General features: G+C 71.6%; 12 protein-coding genes. 10 read left to right on the top strand and 2 right to left on the bottom strand.

The features are described from left to right. Positions 1-427: 427 nt before the first annotated feature. From dapF to hflX, 4 genes are all read left to right on the top strand, one after another. Entirely contained in the window at positions 428-1,309 is an 882-nt protein-coding gene (gene dapF / locus ACTWQC_RS11660; RefSeq protein ID WP_443315546.1) for a diaminopimelate epimerase, read from the top strand. A gap of 147 nt (positions 1,310-1,456) precedes the next feature. Then, on the top strand, positions 1,457-3,775 hold the full coding sequence (locus tag ACTWQC_RS11655) for a RelA/SpoT family protein (protein ID WP_443315545.1): 2,319 nt from the start codon (positions 1,457-1,459) through the stop codon (positions 3,773-3,775). Between the two features lie 99 nt (positions 3,776-3,874). Continuing rightward, positions 3,875-5,392 carry a M1 family metallopeptidase gene (locus ACTWQC_RS11650; protein WP_443315544.1) on the top strand — a complete coding sequence of 506 codons (1,518 nt, stop codon included), beginning with the start codon at positions 3,875-3,877 and terminating at the stop codon, positions 5,390-5,392. A 303-nt stretch (positions 5,393-5,695) separates the two neighbouring features. Further along, positions 5,696-7,192: a GTPase HflX gene (gene hflX / locus ACTWQC_RS11645; RefSeq protein WP_443315543.1), complete on the top strand. Its 1,497-nt coding sequence runs from the start codon at positions 5,696-5,698 to the stop codon at positions 7,190-7,192. A 168-nt stretch (positions 7,193-7,360) separates the two neighbouring features. Here the strand turns inward: hflX and ACTWQC_RS11640 are convergent, their stop codons facing one another. After that, entirely contained in the window at positions 7,361-8,584 is a 1,224-nt protein-coding gene (locus ACTWQC_RS11640; protein ID WP_443315542.1) for a trypsin-like serine peptidase, read from the bottom strand. 246 nt (positions 8,585-8,830) lie between these two features. On the opposite strand from ACTWQC_RS11640, the gene ACTWQC_RS11635 reads away from it, so the two are divergent. The 5 genes from ACTWQC_RS11635 (at position 8,831) to ACTWQC_RS11615 (ending at position 17,153) form a co-directional block, all read left to right on the top strand. Then, complete coding sequence (locus ACTWQC_RS11635) at positions 8,831-10,273, top strand: diaminobutyrate--2-oxoglutarate transaminase family protein (protein ID WP_443315541.1); 1,443 nt, start codon at positions 8,831-8,833, stop codon at positions 10,271-10,273. A 177-nt stretch (positions 10,274-10,450) separates the two neighbouring features. Then, positions 10,451-12,349: an IucA/IucC family protein gene (locus ACTWQC_RS11630; RefSeq protein ID WP_443315540.1), complete on the top strand. Its 1,899-nt coding sequence runs from the start codon at positions 10,451-10,453 to the stop codon at positions 12,347-12,349. 84 nt (positions 12,350-12,433) lie between these two features. Further along, complete coding sequence (locus ACTWQC_RS11625; RefSeq protein ID WP_443315539.1) at positions 12,434-13,180, top strand: GNAT family N-acetyltransferase; 747 nt, start codon at positions 12,434-12,436, stop codon at positions 13,178-13,180. 86 nt (positions 13,181-13,266) lie between these two features. Further along, on the top strand, positions 13,267-15,027 hold the full coding sequence (locus ACTWQC_RS11620; protein WP_443315538.1) for an IucA/IucC family protein: 1,761 nt from the start codon (positions 13,267-13,269) through the stop codon (positions 15,025-15,027). A gap of 41 nt (positions 15,028-15,068) precedes the next feature. Continuing rightward, entirely contained in the window at positions 15,069-17,153 is a 2,085-nt protein-coding gene (locus tag ACTWQC_RS11615) for an ATP-dependent DNA helicase (RefSeq protein WP_443315537.1), read from the top strand. A gap of 152 nt (positions 17,154-17,305) precedes the next feature. Here ACTWQC_RS11615 and lexA read toward each other — a convergent pair whose 3' ends face one another. Beyond that, positions 17,306-18,091 (bottom strand): transcriptional repressor LexA, encoded by a 786-nt coding sequence (gene lexA / locus ACTWQC_RS11610; RefSeq protein WP_443315536.1) that lies wholly within the window; start codon positions 18,089-18,091, stop codon positions 17,306-17,308. Positions 18,092-18,590: 499 nt separating this feature from the next. Between lexA and nrdR the strand changes: the two genes are divergently transcribed. Continuing rightward, entirely contained in the window at positions 18,591-19,103 is a 513-nt protein-coding gene (nrdR, locus tag ACTWQC_RS11605) for a transcriptional regulator NrdR (RefSeq protein ID WP_443315535.1), read from the top strand. Positions 19,104-19,120: the final 17 nt, after the last annotated feature.

Below are 19,120 nucleotides of genomic sequence, written 5' to 3'. Positions count from 1 at the left end.
CCAGGGATGCCCGCTGCCTGGACGCGGGGTGGCCGTTGTGGCGGGTTCCGTGCTTCTTGCGGTCGGCGCCGCCGCCGTTGAGCGATGCCCGCTCTCTCGACGCGGGGTGGCCGTCGTAGCGGGGGTTCCGTGCTTCTTGCCGTCGGGCGCGCTCGCCGTTGCGCGGCACCGGCTCTCTCGAGGGGGAGCGGCCGCCGTGGCGGGCGGGCTCGCGTTTCCAGGCGTCGGGCGCAGCCGCCGTTCAGCGACGTCCGCTCTCTCGACGCGGGTGGCCGTGTGGCGGGCGGGCTCGTGCTTGTTGCCGTCGGGCGCATTCTCCGTTGAGCGGTGCCCGCTGCCTCGATGGGGAGCGTGCGCCGCCTTTCGCGGCACCGGCTCCCTCGACGCGGAGCGGCCGCCGTGGCGAGCGGACCCGTAGGATCGGGGTGTGAGCACCGCGCAGATTCCCTTCCTCAAGGGTCACGGCACCGAGAACGACTTCGTGATCATTCCCGACCCCGACAACGCCCTGGACCTCCCGGCGGCCGCCGTGGCGCGGCTCTGCGACCGGCGGGCCGGGATCGGCGGGGACGGGCTGCTGCACGTCGTACGGTCCGCCGCGCACCCCGAGGCCGCCGGGATGGCCGCGGAAGCCGAGTGGTTCATGGACTACCGCAACGGCGACGGCAGCATCGCCGAGATGTGCGGCAACGGCGTCCGCGTCTTCGCGCGCTATCTGCAGCGCGCGGGCCTGGTCGGCGAGGGCGACCTGGCGATCGCCACCCGCGCCGGGGTGCGGCAGGTGCACATCGCCAAGGACAGCGCGGGCGGCGACATCACGGTGGGCATGGGCAAGGCGTTCCTCCCGGAGGGCGAGGTCACCGTCTCCGTAGGGGACCGCAGTTGGCCCGCCCGTAACGTCAGCATGGGCAACCCGCACGCCGTCGCCTTCGTCGAGGACCTGGCCGAGGCGGGCGACCTGCTGAGCCCGCCGCCCGTACAGCCCGCCTCCGCCTACCCGGAGGGCACGAACGTCGAGTTCGTCGTCGCCCGCGGTCCGGCCCACGTGGCGATGCGTGTTCACGAGCGCGGCTCGGGCGAGACCCGTTCCTGCGGAACGGGAGCATGCGCCGTCATGGTCGCCGCCGCACGCCGCGACGGGGCCGACCCGGCCGTGACCGGCCGCCCGGCCATGTACACCGTCGACGTCCCCGGCGGGCGCCTGGTGATCTCCGAACACCCCGACGGCCGCATCGAGATGACAGGCCCCGCCGTGATCGTGGCCGAGGGCCTGATCGACCTCGACGGGCTCGCAATCGCTTCTGCCTGAATCCTCGCTCGAATGGGTGATCCGGTTCACTCTGAGCGAGAGCCGGTCGGCCGTGCGTGATGGGGTCGGTAGCATCAAGCACCGGCCGGGTGTCGGGCACCGGCCCGGGTGACCGAGCCCCGCCGGCCGATGCCGCCGGAGGTGCCCATGAGCGCAGAGGCCACCAATCCAGGTCCTCCCGCCCGCAGGCGCGGCCGCCCTCATATCGAACTGCGCAGACTCGGGCGCGCAGCGCTGCTCGGGCCTGCGCCCCGGGACCGCCTGCCGGACGCGATCGACCATGTGGCGAAGGTGCACCGGGCGCACCACCCCGGTGCCGACCTCGACCCCCTGCGCCGGGCGTACGTCCTCGCGGAGTCCTCGCACCGCGGCCAGTTGCGCAAGAGCGGCGAGCCGTACATCACCCATCCCCTGGCGGTCACGCTGATCCTCGCCGAACTCGGCGCCGAGACGACCACCCTGACCGCCTCCCTGCTCCACGACACCGTCGAGGACACCGACGTGACGCTCGATCAGGTACGGGAGGAGTTCGGCGAGGAGGTCGGCTACCTCGTCGACGGCGTCACCAAGCTGGAGAAGGTCGACTACGGCGCCGCCGCCGAGCCCGAGACCTTCCGCAAGATGCTCGTCGCGACGGGCAACGACGTGCGCGTGATGTCCATCAAGCTGGCCGACCGGCTGCACAACATGCGGACTCTGGGCGTGATGCGCCCGGAGAAGCAGGCCAGGATCGCCAGAGTGACGCTGGACGTGCTGATTCCGCTGGCCGAGCGGCTCGGCGTACAGGCGCTCAAGACCGAGCTCGAGGACCTGGTCTTCGCCGTCCTCCACCCCGACGAGTACGAGCGCACCCGCGATCTCGTCCTCGACCGGGCGGGCCGCCCGGATCCGCTGCCCGCGATCGCGGAGGAGGTGCGCTCCGTACTGCGCGATGCGGGCATCGGCGCCGAAGTCGAGGTCAGGCCGCGGCACTTGGTGTCAGTCCACCGGGTGCGCCTGAAACGCGGCGCGCTGGGCGGCACCGACTTCGGGCGGCTCCTGGTGCTGGTCGCGGAGGACGCCGACTGCTACGCGGTGCTCGGCGAACTGCACACCTGCTTCACCCCGGTCATCTCCGAGTTCAAGGATTTCATCGCCGTCCCGAAGTTCAACCTCTACCAGTCCCTGCACACCGCGGTCGCCTCCCGGCCGGGCGGCGACGTCGCCGAAGTCCTCATCCGTACGCACCAGATGCACCGGGTGGCGGAGGCGGGCGTGATCGCGCTCGGCAATCCGTACGCCTCGGCTGCGGACGGCACGGAGGGCGGCGAGGGCACAGGCGGCACGGGTGGCGCGGAGGGCGCGGAGGGCGCGGAGGGCACCGAGGGGCCGGAGGGGGCCCCAGGGTCTGAACCCGCCGCAGGCGGCGGGGCGGGCCGCGAGGCATCCACCGAGGGCGAGCGCGCCGACCCCACGCGCCCCGGCTGGCTGTCCCGGCTGCTCGCCTGGCAGCAGTCGGCCCCCGACCCCGACACCTTCTGGACCTCGCTGCGCGATGACCTCGCCCAGGACCGGGAGATCACGGTCTTCCGGGCCGACGGCGGCACGTTCGGGCTCCCGGCGGGCGCCAGTTGTGTGGACGCCGCCTACGCGCTGCACGGCGAGGCCGCGCACATGTGCATCGGCGCGCGCGTCAACGGCCGGCTCGCCACCCTGGCCACCGTGCTCGCCGACGGCGACACGCTGCAGCTCCTCATGGCCCAGGACGCGGCCGCGGGGCCGTCCCCCGAGTGGCTGGAGTACGCGCGTACGCCCGCGGCCCGTATCGCCATCACGCGCTGGCTGACCGCTCACCCGGAGGCCTCCAAAGCCCCCGCCGACACCGGGTCTCCTGCACAGCAGGAGCAAGAGGAGGAGCGCGGGCAACGACAAGGGCAAGGGCAAGGGCAGGAGCAGGGGGACACCGAGGCGGTGGCGGCCGGGCGGGTGCCGGGCCACGCGGCGGCGCTCGCCGCCGTCGCCGACCTGCCCGGCGCGACCGTGCGGCTCGCGCGCTGCTGCACCCCCGTACCCCCCGACGCGGTCACCGGATTCGCCGTTCGCGGCGGCGCCGTCACCGTGCACCGCGCGCAGTGCCCCGCGGTCGCCCGGATGCAAGTGGCCGGGCGTCACCCGGTGGGGGTCCACTGGCGCGGGCGGGGCGACGGCACCACCGGCGACTGTCGCGTGACGCTCCTCGCCGAGGCCTTCGGCCGGCCGCACCTGCTCGCCGACCTCACCGAGGCCATCGCGCTCGAAGGGGCCGCGATCCTCGCCGCCGCGGTGGAACCGCCCCGCGAACAGCGCGTCCGCCATACGTACACGCTCCAGCTCCCGGACGCTGCGCGGCTGCCCGCCCTGATGCGCGCGATGCTGAAGGTGCCGGGGGTGTACGACGTGACCCGCGGTCAGCGTCCCGTCACCGCCGTGCCGCGGACGAACGCCTGACTGACCACGAGGACCGCCCGGAAGCCCGGAAGCGCCCTTTCGGGTGCGTACGGCGCGCGGCTCCGCCGGAGTTCCGCGCCGCGCTGATAGCCGTATTGCATGATCCGACCCCCGCGCCGCAGGGCACGCAGGGCGGCCTTCGCCGCCGCCACCATGGCCACCCTCGTCGCGGCCGGGATCCCGGCACCGGCCCCGCTGGGGATCGGCGACCGGCTGTACCCGCACCTGGGGAACCCCGGCTACGACGTCCTGGAATACGACATCGCCTTCGACTACTCCGGCAGCAACAGAAGGCCGCTGCAGGCCATCACGTCCATCGACGCCCGCACCACGGCCCCGCTCGACGGCTTCAATCTCGACTTCGCGCGCGGCAGGGTCCGGTCCGTGGAGGTCAACGGCAAGCCCGCCCGCTTCCGCAGCGTCGGAGAGGACCTGGCCGTCACCCCGGCCGATCCGCTCTCGGCCGGCGCCCCGCTCCGCGTCAACGTCGCGCACACCAGCGATCCCGGCACCGGAGCCGACGGCGGCTGGGTGCGCACCCGGGACGGCCTGGCGATGGCGAGCCAGCCGGATGCCGCGCACCGCGTCTTCCCGTGCAACGACCACCCCGCCGACAAGGCCCGCTTCACCTTCCGCGTCATCGCGCCGAAGGACCTCACCGTCGTCGCGGGCGGGCTGCCGCTCTCCCGGGAGCAGGGCGGGCGGACCACGACCTGGGTCTACCGCACCGCGCATCCCATGGCCACCGAGCTGGCGCAGGTCTCCATCGGCCGGTCCGCGGTGCTGCGGCGCAGTGGACCGCACGGCTTGCCCGTACGGGACGTGGTGCCCGCCGTGCACCGCGAGCGCCTGGAGCCCTGGCTGGCCAAGACGCCCGGGCAGATCTCCTGGATGGAGCGGAAGGTCGGACCGTATCCCTTCGAGACGTACGGGCTGCTGATCGCCGACGCCCAGACCGGCTTCGAGCTGGAGACCCAGACCCTCTCGCTCTTCGAGCGCGGGCTGTTCACGGATCCGCGTTTCCCCGCGCCGTACGTCGAGTCGGTCATGGTCCACGAGCTGGCCCACCAGTGGTTCGGCAACAGCGTGAGCCCCGCGCGGTGGTCCGATCTATGGCTCAGCGAAGGGCACGCCACGTGGTACGAGGCCCTCTACGCGCACGCGACGGGCAGTGTGTCGCTGACCGAGCGGATGCGTCTGGCATACGGCAAGTCCGACGGCTGGCGGACCGCGGGCGGCCCGCCGGCCGCTCCGCAGCCGCCCGACCCCGGCAAGAAGATCAGCATCTTCCGTCCCGTCGTCTACGACGGAGGCGCCCTGGTCCTCTATGCGCTCCGGCAGCGGATCGGCGCGGCGGCCTTCGACCGGCTGGAGCGCGCCTGGGTCGCGCGGCACCGCCACGGGAACGGCTCGACGGCGGACTTCATCGCGCTGGCCTCCCGCGTCACGGGGCAGGACCAATCGGCCTTCCTGCGGTCATGGCTGTACGGGGCCACAACGCCGCCGATGCCGGGACACCCGGACTGGAAGGCCGACCGGGCGGTCGCGCGGGACGCCTCGCCTGCCCCGCACCAGGCGGGCCGGGCGGGCCGCGCGGGCCGCAAGGCCGGGCGGTGAGGCCGAGTGGCAGGGCGGGCTGTAAGGCGGGGTCGTGAGGCCGAGCGGCAGAGCGGGCTGTAAGGCGGGGTCGTGAGGCGGTGTGATGAGGCCGGTGCGTGAAGCCGGGGTGAGCGGGGTCGTAAGGCCCGGGGCGGGCGGGTCGTAAGGCCGGAGCGGCGGGCCCGCCGGGGAAACCCGCGTGACGGCCCCGGCGCGCCGTGCGACCATTTCCGTGTCGGCAGCTACAAAGCCGGTCCCGGGAATCGTCCGGGCTTTCCCGGCGTTGTTCCCGACGAGGGTTCCCATCGACGTAAGGATCAAATGACCTCCTCTTCTTCCCCTTCCCAGGACGCCCAGCGCTTCTCGGCAAGCCTTCGGGCCGACGCCCTGATGGAAGAGGACGTCGCCTGGAGCCACGAGATCGACGGGGAGCGCGACGGCGATCAGTTCGATCGTTCCGACCGCGCGGCGCTGCGCCGGGTCGCCGGCCTTTCCACCGAGCTCGAGGACGTCACCGAGGTCGAGTACCGGCAGCTGCGCCTGGAGCGCGTGGTGCTGGTCGGCGTCTGGACGTCCGGCACGGCGCAGGACGCGGACAACTCCCTCGCGGAGCTTGCCGCGCTCGCCGAGACCGCGGGCGCGCTGGTCCTGGAGGGCGTGATCCAGCGCCGCGACAAGCCCGACCCGGCCACGTACATCGGCTCGGGCAAGGCCCAGGAGCTGCGCGACATCGTGCTCGAGACCGGGGCCGACACCGTCGTGTGCGACGGTGAGCTCACCCCCGGCCAGCTCATCCACCTCGAGGATGTCGTCAAGGTCAAGGTGGTCGACCGGACCGCCCTGATCCTCGACATCTTCGCCCAGCATGCCAAGTCCCGAGAGGGCAAGGCGCAGGTCTCGCTGGCGCAGATGCAGTACATGCTGCCGCGGCTGCGCGGCTGGGGTCAGTCGCTGTCCCGGCAGATGGGTGGCGGTGGCTCCTCCGGTTCCTCGGGCGGCGGCATGGCCACCCGTGGTCCCGGTGAGACCAAGATCGAGACGGACCGGCGGCGGATCCGCGAGAAGATGGCGAAGATGCGCCGGGAGATCGCGGAGATGAAGACCGGCCGCGACGTCAAGCGGCAGGAGCGCCGGCGGAACAAGGTCCCCTCGGTCGCCATCGCCGGATACACCAACGCGGGAAAGTCCTCGCTGCTCAACCGCCTGACGGGCGCGGGTGTGCTGGTGGAGAACGCGCTGTTCGCCACCCTCGACCCGACGGTGCGACGGGCCGAGACGCCCAGCGGGCGGCTCTACACCCTCGCCGACACGGTCGGATTCGTCCGGCACCTGCCGCACCACCTGGTCGAGGCGTTCCGCTCCACCATGGAGGAGGTCGGTGACGCCGATCTGATCCTGCATGTGGTGGACGGCTCGCACCCTGACCCGGAGGAGCAGCTGGCGGCCGTACGCGAGGTGATCCGCGACGTCGGCGCGGTCGACGTGCCCGAGATCGTGGTGATCAACAAGGCGGACACGACCGATCCGCTCGTCCTGCAGCGGCTGCTGCGCATGGAGAAGCATGCGATCGCGGTGTCGGCCCGTACAGGGCGGGGCATCGACGTGCTGCGGGGGCTGATCGACGCTCAGCTGCCGAGGCCGCGGATCGAGGTCGAGGTGCTCGTGCCGTACACGCACGGGAAGCTCGTCTCGCGGGCGCACGCCGACGGTGAGGTGATCTCCGAGGAGCACACCCCGGAAGGCACCCTGCTGAAGGCGCGGGTCCACGAGGAACTTGCGGCCGAACTGCAGCCCTACGCCCTGGCTGGACGGCGCTGACCGCCCCGCCATCCAGGTCGCCCGGCATACGGCCGCCGCCTCGCCACCAGGCGCGGCTCTGGTACGAGTTGAGGCCCGCTCCCACCGATCTGAGGTCGGTGGAAGCGGGCCTCTCCGTCGCCGCGTGGCCTCTGCCGTTGCGGAGGGAGCGGGGCGCCGCCCGGCTGGCTATTCCCCGGCGAACTTCCGGCTGACCTCGTCGAACATGCCCTTCGCCTCAGGTCCCAGGTGCGGGCCTGCCAGCCATGTGGCCGTGACCGGGCCGATGGAGGTATTGGACACCAGGGCGGGCTTGCCGTCGGAGCCATTGGCGAACCAGCCGCCGCCGGACGAGCCGCCGGTCATGGTGCAGCCGATGCGGTACATCGTGGGCTGCGAAGAGGACAGCGACAGCCGACCGGGCTTGTCGACGCACGAGAACATCTTGGCGCCGTCGTACGGCGGCGCCGCTGGGTAGCCCCAGGCCCCCATGCTCTCGATGCTGTTGACCGCAGGGGCGTTGAAGTCGACCGGCAGCGCGGCGCCGACGGTCTCCTCGAGCGACTTGCCCCCGCTGCCCTTCTCCGGCTTCACATGCAGCACGGCGTAGTCGTACGGGGCGCCGTTGCCCCCGGTTGCCGAGCCCTCGGAGATCCACTGCTTCGAGGTGGACGCCCAGTTGGCCCAGTAGACGCCGTAGGGCATGAGCTCCTCGCGCGGAGTGTTCTTCAACTGGCTGTCCGGCACGCCGTTGTCGTTGAAGGACGGGACGAATGCGATGTTGCGGAACCAGCCGCCGTCCTTGCCCGCGTGGACGCAGTGGCCCGCCGTCCAGACGAGGTTGGACTTGCCCGGGTTCGCCGGGTCCTTCACCACAGTGGCGGAGCAGACCATCGAGCCCTTCGGGCCGTCGAAGAAGACCTTCCCCACCGGGGCGGCGTTCTCGTGATACGGGGTCTCGACTCCCTTGGCCTGGACAGGCTGCGGCTCCGGGTCGGTGACGCCCTGATCACCGGAGACGTCCTCGGGAACCGTCTTCTGCGGCTCCTCCGCCTCCCCCATACGCTCGGGCTTCCACAGGTCCTCGATGATCGGGTTGACGAAGTCCCCGGCCTCGCGCAGCCAGTCGTCCCTGTTCCAGTCCTTCCACTCCCCGTTCTTCCACTTGTCCACGTCGATGCCCAGTTCCTTGAGGCGTTCGTCGAGGTCGGGCAGGGATATGTCCCTGTCGCCCTGCCCGCCCGCAGATACGCCGGGATTCGGGTTCGCGTCGTCCTCCGTCGGACCGCACGCGGTCGCGGTCACCGCCAGGACAGCCGTCAGCGCGACCGCAGCGAAGGCCGATCCGGCCCCACGGGGGCGCAGCGCCCTCCACCCGGGGCGGCGGGAGACGGGCGGGCGTATCGATGGCATGGGCGGAACTCCCCCTGGGTCTCTTCGAACCTGCGATGGACTTGTCATGCACGCCGACGAAGGGCGCAGGACCCCCACTATGCCGGGTGCCGTAGGGGACGGCAGCGAGCGGGTCCGTGGTTCCCCATCGCCTCCCGCCGTCAAGGATCTTGCGCGTGCCCGTGATCCGCTGCTCTCGGCGTCGTTGGTACGTACGGGGGACAGCGGATCAGCGTTCAGCACGTCCAGCAGGAGGATTGACGAAACGTGGCCGTGACCCAGCCACCGCCGGTGGCGTCACCCGTCCTTCCGGTCGAAGCGGCTCACGAGGGCATCCTGCGGCGGCAGTCGCTGCGCGAGTCCGCGGCGCGCACGTATGCGCGCTCGCTGCCCATCGTGCCGGTCCGGGCACGCGGACTGACGATCGAGGGCGCCGATGGCCGACGCTATCTGGACTGCCTTTCCGGAGCAGGGTCGTTGGCGCTGGGGCACAACCACCCGGTGGTGCTCGAGGCCATCCGGTCCGTGCTCGACTCCGGTGCTCCACTGCACGTCCTGGACCTGGCGACACCCGTCAAGGACGACTTCACCACCGAACTGTTCCGGACCCTGCCACGCCAACTCGCCGACCGGGCACGGATGCAGTTCTGCGGCCCTACCGGCACCGACGCGGTGCAGGCCGCCCTCAAGCTCGTACGCACCGCGACCGGGCATAGCGGGGTGCTCGCATTCGCCGGGGCCTATCCCGGCATGACCGCGGGGGCGCTCGAAGCATCCGGGGGCGCGCAGGACGCGCGGGTGACGCGCCTGCCGTATCCGTATGACTACCGCTGCCCATTCGGGATCGGCGGCGAGCGCGGCGCGGAGATGTCCGCGCGCTGGACGGAGAACCTGCTCGACGACCCGGAGAGCGGGGTGCAGCCTCCGGGCGGAATGATCCTCGAACCGGTCCAGGGCGAGGGCGGGGTCATCCCGGCACCGGACGGCTGGCTGCGCCGGATGCGCGACCTCACCGCCACGCGCGGTATTCCGCTCATCGCGGACGAAGTACAGACGGGCGTCGGACGGACCGGCGCTTTTTGGGCCGTCGAGCACAGCGGGATCGTGCCGGATGTGATGGTGCTGTCCAAGGCCGTCGGCGGCAGTCTCCCGCTTGCCGTCGTGGTCTACCGCGACGATCTCGACACCTGGCAGCCGGGCGCGCACGCCGGGACCTTCCGGGGCAATCAACTCGCCATGGCCGCGGGGGCCGCCACCCTGGCGTACGTACGTGAGAACCGGCTCGCCGAGCGGGCCGCGGAACTCGGGGGCCGGATGCTGAGGCAACTGCGCGACTTCGCGGAACAGCAGCCGTGCATGGGGGACGTACGCGGTCGCGGGCTCCTGATCGGTGTGGAACTCGTCGACCCCGAGGGCACGGGCGCAGCGGACGACGTCACGAGCGGCAGGGGACTCCCGGCCGCGCCCGGACTCGCCGCCGCCGTCCAGCAGGAGTGCCTGCGGCGAGGCCTGATCGTCGAACTCGGCGGTCGCCACTCCAGCGTCGTCCGGCTCATGCCGCCGCTGACGATCACCGACGAGCAGGCGACAGCCGTCCTCGACCGGCTGAGCGACGCCATCGCCACCGCGGCAAGGACCGGCGTGAGGCGCAGCGGACGCAGGAGCACAGGGGTGAGCCTGACTCGGCCGTCCCGGGACAGCGCGCGGTGACGAAGCGCCGGTGGGGCGCCGGAACACGCAAGCTGTTCGCCATCCAGCAGCTCTCCGCCGGAACCGGGATGCGGATACCCGCGCGACGTCGCATGCGTCCTGCCCCCTGCCCCCAGATGAAGGAGGAAGGCGCCTCCGCCACGGCCGCAGCGCCTGGACCAGCGCGCCGACGAAACGATGAATCCACGCACGGGCCCCAAGACCGCAGCGTCCACCGTTGAACACACCGTGCCGCGCCAGGCCGGCCCCGCCGGTGTGCACCGCGTCACCAAGGATCCGCTGGACCACCCCGATCCGCGCGTCGCGGCCGATGCGGCGGCCGTGGAGAACCTGCTGCGCTGCTGGACGCGGGAGAACTCCACGCCGCCCCCGGACGGTGGCAGCCTGCGCATCCCCCTCGACGCCACCGGCACCGCGCTGCTGGTCCCCGTCCGCTACTGGTCGGCCACCGGGTGGCACCGGTTCGGGGCCCCGGTCCTGGAGAACGGCTCGGCGGGTGCCCCGGCCGCCGAAGCTGTCACCGTGGCGGCCCTGCTCGCCCGGGAGGCGGCGCACGGCGCCCCGAGCAGCACGAGCGCGCGCGGCCCGATCACCCCCGGCGTGGACACGGCCGATCTCGTCAGCCGCGTCGCCGACTCCGTACACCGCACCGCCCAGTTCATCGCCGACCGGCGGAACCGGCCCGCCATGCGGCTCAGCGGTGATCTCTTCCTCGACGCCGAGCAGTCCCTGGTCCTCGGCCATCCACTCCACCCCACTCCCAAGAGCCGCGAAGGGCTCTCCGATGCCGAATCCCGCGCCTACTCACCCGAGCTGCGCGGTTCCTTCCCTCTGCACTGGATGGCGGTCGACCGGACCGTACTCGCCGGCGACTCCGCCTGGACCGAAGGCGGCCGCCCCGTGACCGCTGAGCAGCTCATCACGAACCTTGCGGGCGGCGATCTGCAACTGCCCGAGGGCACGGTGCCGTTGCCCCTCCACCCCTGGCAGGCCCGCGATCTCCGGCAGCGCCCAGCCGTCGCCGAACTCCTCGATGCCGGGCTGCTGCACGACCTGGGGCCCCACGGCGAGCCCTGGCATCCCACCTCCTCTGTACGAACGGTGCACCGGCCCGGTGCCACCGCCATGCTCAAGCTCTCCCTCGGGCTGCGCATCACCAACTCCCGCCGCGAGAACCTCCGCAAGGAACTCCAGCGCGGCGTCGAGGTCCACCGTCTGCTGCGCTCCGGCCTCGGCGAGCAGTGGAAGAGCGCCCACCCCTGCTTCGACATCGTCAGGGACCCGGCCTGGATCGCCGTCTGCGCACCGGACGGGCAGCCGCTGCCCGGCCTGGACACCGTGATCCGGCACAACCCTTTCGGCTCCGGCGACGACGCCGTGTGCATCGCCGCGCTCACCTCGCCGCGCCCCTGGCCAGGAGCCGAATCCTCCGGCGTCCCGGTGATGCGGTCCCGCCTCGCCGACCTCGTGACCCGGCTCGCTGCCACGACAGGCCGCCCGGCCGCCGCCGTGTCCGCCGAGTGGTTCCTGCGCTACCTCGAGGCCGTGGTCCGGCCCGTCCTGTGGCTCGACGGCGCAGCGGGCGTCGCGCTCGAGGCGCACCAGCAGAACACGCTCGTCCTTCTGGACGCCGACGGTTGGCCCGTCGGCGGTCGCTACCGCGACAACCAGGGCTACTACTTCCGCCAGTCCCACCGGGAGGCACTCGACCGGAGGTTGCCCGGAATCGGAACCGAGAGCGACACCTTCGTCTCCGACGAGGTCACCGACGAACGCTTCGCCTATTACCTCGGCATCAACAACGTGCTCGGCCTGGTCGGAGCCTTCGGCTCCCAACGGCTCGCAGACGAGAGCCTCCTGCTCGCTGCCTTCCGCCGCTTCCTCGGCGTGGCCGCCGCCGCGGGCCCCAACGGAACCGGCTCACCGCTGCCCGGCCTCCTGCTCGAATCCACCACCCTCCGCTGCAAGGCGAACCTCCTCACCCGCCTGCACGGACTAGATGAGCTGGTCGGCCCGGTCGACACCCAGTCCGTCTACGTCACCATCCCCAACCCCCTTGTCGCATCCGCGGCGTGACACAGAGACCCGTGGGAACCGAGGAGGTCCAGAGATCCATGAGGCTCACGAGACATACGAGGCTCACGAGAGGAGAGCGTCGCCGTGCCGTCCGCAGAATCCCGTACCGACCGGAGCACCAGCTCCAGCACCGACGACACCCTCGACCTGCACCTGCCGGACGAACTCACCGCATTGATCGCCGAGGAACGCGCTGTCCTGGCACGCGCGGACGTCCCACCCCGCGCCCATCCGGGACCACCTTCCCCATGGACCGGCCCGGACCTGCTGGACTCCGTCGCCGAATGGGGGCCGGCCACCGGCCGCTCAGACGTCTTCCAGCTGGTTCCCGTCAGCATCGACCGCGATCTGCCGCTCGTCTCCCGCTGGATGAACGACCCCGCCGTCGCTGCCTTCTGGGGCCTCGCAGGCCCCGACGACATCGCCGGCGCCCACCTACGTGCCCAACTCGAGGGCGACGGCCGGAGTGTGCCCTGCCTGGGCGTCCTCAACGGCACCCCCATGAGCTACTGGGAGGTCTATCGCGCCGACCTCGACCCCATCGCCCGCCACTATGCGGCACGGCCCCATGACACCGGACTCCACCTCCTCATCGGCGCCGTCGCCGACCGCGGCCGCGGCTTCGGCACCGTCCTTCTCCGCACAGTCTCCGACCTCGTTCTCGACAACCGCCCCTCCTGTACCCGGGTGATCGCGGAACCCGACATCCGCAACACCCCCTCCGTGGCCGCCTTCCTCGGCGCCGGGTTCCGCTTCCACGCCGAGCTCGAACTCCCCGAGAAACGAGCAGCGCTGATGATCCGCGACCGTGCTCACCGCCACCTCCTGTGATCCGGGCCGCTGCGGCCCGCTGATTGCTCCACTGCTTTCTGTACACCGCTCGGCCCGTTCCCGTTCCCGTCCGAGGAGTCCAGACCTTGCAGCCGTCACCACCCCAGCACCGTCAGGACACCTGGCACCGGGCAGCCCGCCGCCTGCTCGCGAAGATGCTCGCCGAGTTCGCGTACGAGGAGGTGATCAGGCCGGAGCCGGACGGCGCCGATCCGCTGGCTTACCGGCTCCCCGTGACCGACTCCACCACCTACCGCTTCCGCGCTCGCCGAGGCGCTTACGGACACTGGTGCGTCGACCCCGACTCCATCACCCCGTCCGCGGATCCCCTGCAGTTCGTCGCCCTGGCCCACGACACCGTCCTCGGCCTGACCGGCGACACGACGGGCCACCTCATCCGGGAGCTCACCGCCACGCTCGCCGCCGACACCCGGCTCGACACCGCGGCGGCGAGCGTCACAGACCTCGCCGATCTCGGCTACGCCGACCTCGAAGGCCACCAGACCGGTCACCCCTGGATCGTGGTCAACAAGGGCCGGATCGGCTTCTCCGCGAGGGACGCGGCCCGCTGGGCCCCGGAGGCCCGCGCTCCCCAGCGTCTTCCCTGGCTCGCCGTACACCGAGATGCCGCCCAGTACCAGGGCGTCCCGGCACTCGCGACCCCCGACCGGCTGTACGCCGAAGAGCTCTCGTCCGAAACCCGGGCGGCCTTCGCCCGCACGGTCGCCGAGCACCACCGCGACCCCGCCGACTACCTCTGGCTGCCCGTCCACCCCTGGCAGTGGGACGAGAACATCGCCCAGCTCTTCGCGCCCCAGATCGTTGAAGGAACGATCATCCAGCTCCCGGAGGACGAGGATTTCCGGCTGCCCCAGCAATCCATTCGCACCTTCCTCAACACCAGCCGCCCCCGCGCCCGCACCGTCAAACTGCCGCTCTCCATCCTCAACACCCTGGTGTGGCGCGGGCTGCCCACCGAGCGCACGCGGGCCGCGCCCGCCGTCACCGGCTGGGTACACGCCCTGCGCGACGCCGACCCGTTCCTCCGCGACGAGACCCGGGTCGTCCTGCTCGGCGAGACAGCCTCCATCACCGTCGAGCACCCGCTGTACGACAGGCTGCCCGGCGTCCCGTACCAGTACCGCGAGCTCCTCGGCTGCATTTGGCGCGAGCCCCTCGCCCCCCAGCTCGACTCCGGTGAGCGGGCGCGCACCCTCGCCGCCCTCCTCCTCACCGACTCGCGCGGCGGCTCCTTCACGGCCGAGCTCGTCCGCCGCTCCGGGCTCGCGCCGGCCGTCTGGCTGCGCCGTCTCTTCGCCGCCCTGCTGCCGCCGCTGCTGCACTTCCTCTACCGGTACGGCACGGTCTTCTCGCCGCACGGCGAGAACGCCATCGTCGTCTTCGACGACCAGGACGTGCCGGTCCGCCTGGCGATGAAGGACTTCGTGGACGATGTGAACGTCAGCGCCGAACGGCTTCCCGAGCACGCCGCCATGCCCGAGGACGTACGCACCGTGCTGCTCACGGAGCCGCCCGCCTTCCTCACCCAGTTCATCCACTCCGGCCTCTTCGTCGGCGTCTTCCGTTATCTCGCACCACTCTGCGCGCAGCACCTGGGGGTGGCCGAGGACCAGTTCTGGTCGCTCGTACGGGACGAGATCCTCGTCCACCACGCGCGCTTCCCGGAGCTCAAGGACCGGTATGACACCTTCGACCTGCTCACCCCGCGCATCGAGCGGCTGTGTCTGAACCGCAACCGGCTGTACCTGGATGGCTACCGCGACCGGCCCGAGCGGCCGCATGCGGCCGTGCACGGCACTGTCCCCAACCCCCTCAACCAGCTGTGACGGACGGCGATGTCAGTGCGGCCACGTAGGGTGGTTGCGCTATGACGAAGCCCTCCCTTCCCGACCTGCTGCACGCCGCCGTCACCGCCGTCGGCGGCACCGAGCGCCCCGGCCAGGTCACTATGGCCGAAGCCGTCGCCGAGGCGATCGACGACGACTCCCATCTGCTGGTCCAGGCGGGCACCGGCACCGGCAAGTCACTCGGTTATCTGGTGCCGGCGCTCGCGCATGGCGAGCGCGTGGTCGTGGCCACCGCGACCCTGGCGCTGCAGCGCCAGCTCGTCGAGCGGGACCTGCCGCGTACGGTCGAGGCGCTGCATCCGTTGCTCCGCCGCCGCCCCGAGTTCGCCATGCTCAAGGGGCGCTCGAACTACCTGTGCCTGCACCGTCTGCACGAGGGCGCGCCGCAGGACGAGGAGGACGGGCTCTTCGACGTGTTCGAGTCCGCGGCGCCGACCAGCAGGCTCGGCAAGGACCTGCTGCGGATGCGCGACTGGGCCGACGAGACGGAGACCGGTGACCGGGACGACCTCACGCCGGGCGTCTCGGACCGGGCCTGGGCCCAGGTGTCCGTGTCCTCCCGCGAGTGCCTGGGCGCGTCGAAGTGCGCGTACGGCGCGGAGTGCTTCGCCGAGGCCGCCCGCGAGCGGGCGAAACTCGCCGAGGTCGTGGTCACCAACCATGCGCTGCTCGCGATCGACGCCATCGAGGGCGCTCCCGTGCTGCCCAGCCATGAAGTGCTGGTCATCGATGAGGCCCACGAACTGGTCTCCAGGGTCACGGGCGTCGCCACCGGGGAGCTCACCCCGGGATCGGTCAACCGCGCCGTCCGCCGGGCCGCCAAGCTGGTCAACGAGAAGGCGGCGGACGCCCTGCAGACCGCGGCCGAGAGCTTCGAGCGGCTGATGGAGCTGGTCCTGCCGGGCCGTCTCGAGGAGATCCCCGAAGACCTCGCATACGCCCTGATGGCCCTCCGGGACGCGTCCCGCACGGTGATCACGGCCCTCGGAAACACCCGTGACAAGTCGATGCAGGACGAGGACTCGGTGCGCAAACAGGCCCTCGCCTCGATCGAGAACGTCCACGGGGTGGCGGAGCGGATCGTGGCCGGCTCAGAGTACGACGTCGTCTGGTACGAGCGGCACGACCGCTTCGGGGCATCGCTGCGGGTCGCGCCCCTTTCGGTGTCCGGGTTGCTGCGCGAGAAGCTCTTCACCGATCGCGCGGTGGTGCTGACCTCGGCGACTCTGAAGCTCGGCGGCGACTTCAATGGTGTGGCGGCCTCGCTGGGGCTGCCGCCCGAGGCAGCGCCCGGCAGGCCGGGTGGCGCGGAGCGGGCCCGCCCGGAGCCCGGCGGCCCGGAGCCCGCTGGCTCAGGGGCCGATGGCGCGGAAGCCGAAGACGCGCAGGCCGATCGCGCGGCGGAGGAGGACACGAGCCCGCGCTGGAAGGGCCTCGACGTCGGCTCGCCCTTCGACTACCGGAAGCAGGGGATCCTCTACGTCGCCCGGCACCTGGCCCAGCCCGGCCGCGAGGGCAGCCGCACCGACATGCTCGACGAGCTCGCGGAGCTCGTGGAGGCCGCGGGCGGGCGCACCCTCGGCCTCTTCTCGTCGATGAGAGGCGCACAGGCCGCGGCCGAGGCTCTGCGCGGGCGGCTCGACCTGCCGATCCTGCTGCAGGGCGAGGAGACCCTGGGTGAGCTGATCCGCTCCTTCTCCGGTGATGCCCGCACCTGCCTGTTCGGCACCTTGTCGCTGTGGCAGGGGGTCGATGTCCCGGGGGCGAACTGCCAGTTGGTCGTCATGGACCGCATCCCCTTCCCCCGGCCCGACGACCCGCTGATGAGCGCCCGGCAGAAGGCCGTGGAGGAAGGCGGCGGCAATGGCTTCATGGCGGTCGCGGCGACACATGCGGCGCTGCTGATGGCACAGGGCGCCGGGCGGCTCGTACGGGCCTCCGGCGACCGCGGTGTGGTGGCCGTCCTCGACCCCCGTCTGGCGACCGCCCGCTACGGCAGCTTCCTGCGGGCTTCCATGCCCGACTTCTGGTACACGACCGACCGCAATCAGGTCCGCCGCTCACTGGCCGCGATCGACGCGGCCGCCCGCACCGCGGAGAGTTAGCTCCGCCGGGCCGCGGGACGTAGCACCGCTCTGCGGCCGCGGCGCCCGGCCGCGGCGCCGCATCCGGAGGCCTCCGCGCCCTCCGGAGGCGTACGTGCAGCGGGCCCCGGAACCGGCGCAGTGGTTCCGGGGCCCGGTCGTGAGGGGGTACGTCAGACCCGCCGCAGCACCGCCACCACCTTGCCGAGGATCGTGGCCTCGTCACCGGGGATCGGCTGGTACGCGGAGTTGTGGGGGAGCAGCCACACATGGCCGTCCTCCCGCTTGAAGCGCTTCACGGTGGCCTCGCCGTCGAGCATGGCGGCCACGATGTCACCGTTCTCCGCGACCGGCTGGCGGCGCACGGTGACCCAGTCGCCGTCACAGATCGCCGCTTCGACCATCGAGTCGCCGACCACCTTCAGCACGAACAGTTCGCCGTCACCGACCAGTTGGCGGGGGAGGGGGAACACATCCTCGACCGACTCCTCGGCGAGGATCGGACCGCCGGCCGCGATCCGGCCCACCAGCGGGACGTAGGACGCGGCGGGCTTGCCGGTCGTGTCCGTCGGCTGGCTCGCCGGGCCGTCCGACCCCCGGACCTCGTACGCCCGCGGCCGGTGCGGGTCGCGGCGCAGGAAGCCCTTGCGCTCCAGGGCCATGAGCTGGTGGGCGACGGACGAGGTGCTCGAGAGGCCCACCGCCTGGCCGATCTCGCGCATGGACGGAGGGTAACCGCGCCGCTGCACCGAGTCCCGGATGACCTCGATGACCCGGCGCTGGCGGTCCGTGAGGCCTGAGCTGTCGGCGCGGATTCCTGGAGGTCGGCCGGGGAGCGAGCGCACGGGCTTCTGCCCCTCGGGATTCGTGGTCGCGTCATTCATCGGGTGGCTCTGCTCGAATCGGTGCTGGGAGCGGTCCTGGGCGGTGATGGTGGCGCTGTCTGCGGTGGTGGTCACGTCGGCCCCTCTCGAAATGGTTCTCCCTAGTGGCACAACGGTAGTTGGTTTCGAAAGGTTGCGCCAAACACACGTTCGAGTGAAATTTCGCAGATCGGCTGACGTGATCAAGCGTTCAGGTGTATAGGCGGAAAGCCGATTCCTTGCGGAGTGCGCCCTTCGTCCGGATCGGGTCCATGGGGCACGGCCATGCACTGTTGCCGGGTTGTCACCCAGTGTGGCACCCCGCCCCGGGTGTGGGTAGCCGGGCTCCCTCCCGTAGTCTCATGGGCGCCGTGGCGACGCGACACGCGCGGGGTGTGCGCTTGACGGACGACCACCAGATCTAGTGGTTTGATTGGCGGCAGCCACCTACAAGTTGTGGTCCCGAGGCCTCCATGGCCGCGGATATCGCCTATGCTTGAGGCTGTTCCCAAGGGCCTTCCGGGGCCCTGCGGAGCCGTGCAGCTGTGCTGTGTCGTACGACGTTCAGAGGGTTCGAGGGGAGGGTGGGGATCTCATGCACTGCCCCTTCTGCAGGCACCCGGACAGTCGCGTCGTGGACAGCCGGACCACCGACGACGGGACATCGATCCGCAGGCGTCGCCAGTGCCCTGACTGCTCCCGCCGCTTCACGACCGTGGAGACGGCGTCACTCATGGTGATCAAGCGCAGCGGAGTCACCGAACCTTTCAGCCGTGACAAGGTCATCGCCGGCGTGCGCAAGGCATGTCAGGGGCGGCCCGTCACGGAGGACGCCCTCGCCAAACTCGGCCAGCGGGTCGAGGAGGCGGTGCGCGCCACCGGCAGCGCCGAGCTGTCCACCCATGACGTAGGGCTCGCGATACTCGGCCCGCTCCAGGAGCTCGACCTCGTCGCCTACCTGCGGTTCGCGTCCGTGTACCGGGCGTTCGACTCGCTCGAGGACTTCGAGGCCGCGGTCGCGGAGCTGCGCGAGCAGCGGAGGACGGCCGACACCGGTGGGCCCGCGGAGGACGCCGATGTCCCCGCGCCGGCCGGCGCCGCCGACTAGCGGCGGACACCAGACCT

The sequence above is a fragment of the Streptomyces sp. 8N616 genome (assembly GCF_052246385.1).
GTDB lineage: Bacteria > Actinomycetota > Actinomycetes > Streptomycetales > Streptomycetaceae > Streptomyces.
This window is presented reverse-complemented; position numbering and strand designations above follow the sequence as displayed.

Coding starts and splice junctions, on each gene's coding strand:
- ACTWQC_RS11655 (WP_443315545.1), top strand. CDS start 1,457: ATGAGCGCAGAGGCCACCAATCCAGGTCCTCCCGCCCGCAGGCGCGGC.
- ACTWQC_RS11650 (WP_443315544.1), top strand. CDS start 3,875: ATGATCCGACCCCCGCGCCGCAGGGCACGCAGGGCGGCCTTCGCCGCC.
- hflX (WP_443315543.1), top strand. CDS start 5,696: ATGACCTCCTCTTCTTCCCCTTCCCAGGACGCCCAGCGCTTCTCGGCA.
- ACTWQC_RS11640 (WP_443315542.1), bottom strand. CDS start 8,584: ATGCCATCGATACGCCCGCCCGTCTCCCGCCGCCCCGGGTGGAGGGCG.
- ACTWQC_RS11630 (WP_443315540.1), top strand. CDS start 10,451: ATGAATCCACGCACGGGCCCCAAGACCGCAGCGTCCACCGTTGAACAC.
- ACTWQC_RS11615 (WP_443315537.1), top strand. CDS start 15,069: ATGACGAAGCCCTCCCTTCCCGACCTGCTGCACGCCGCCGTCACCGCC.
- nrdR (WP_443315535.1), top strand. CDS start 18,591: ATGCACTGCCCCTTCTGCAGGCACCCGGACAGTCGCGTCGTGGACAGC.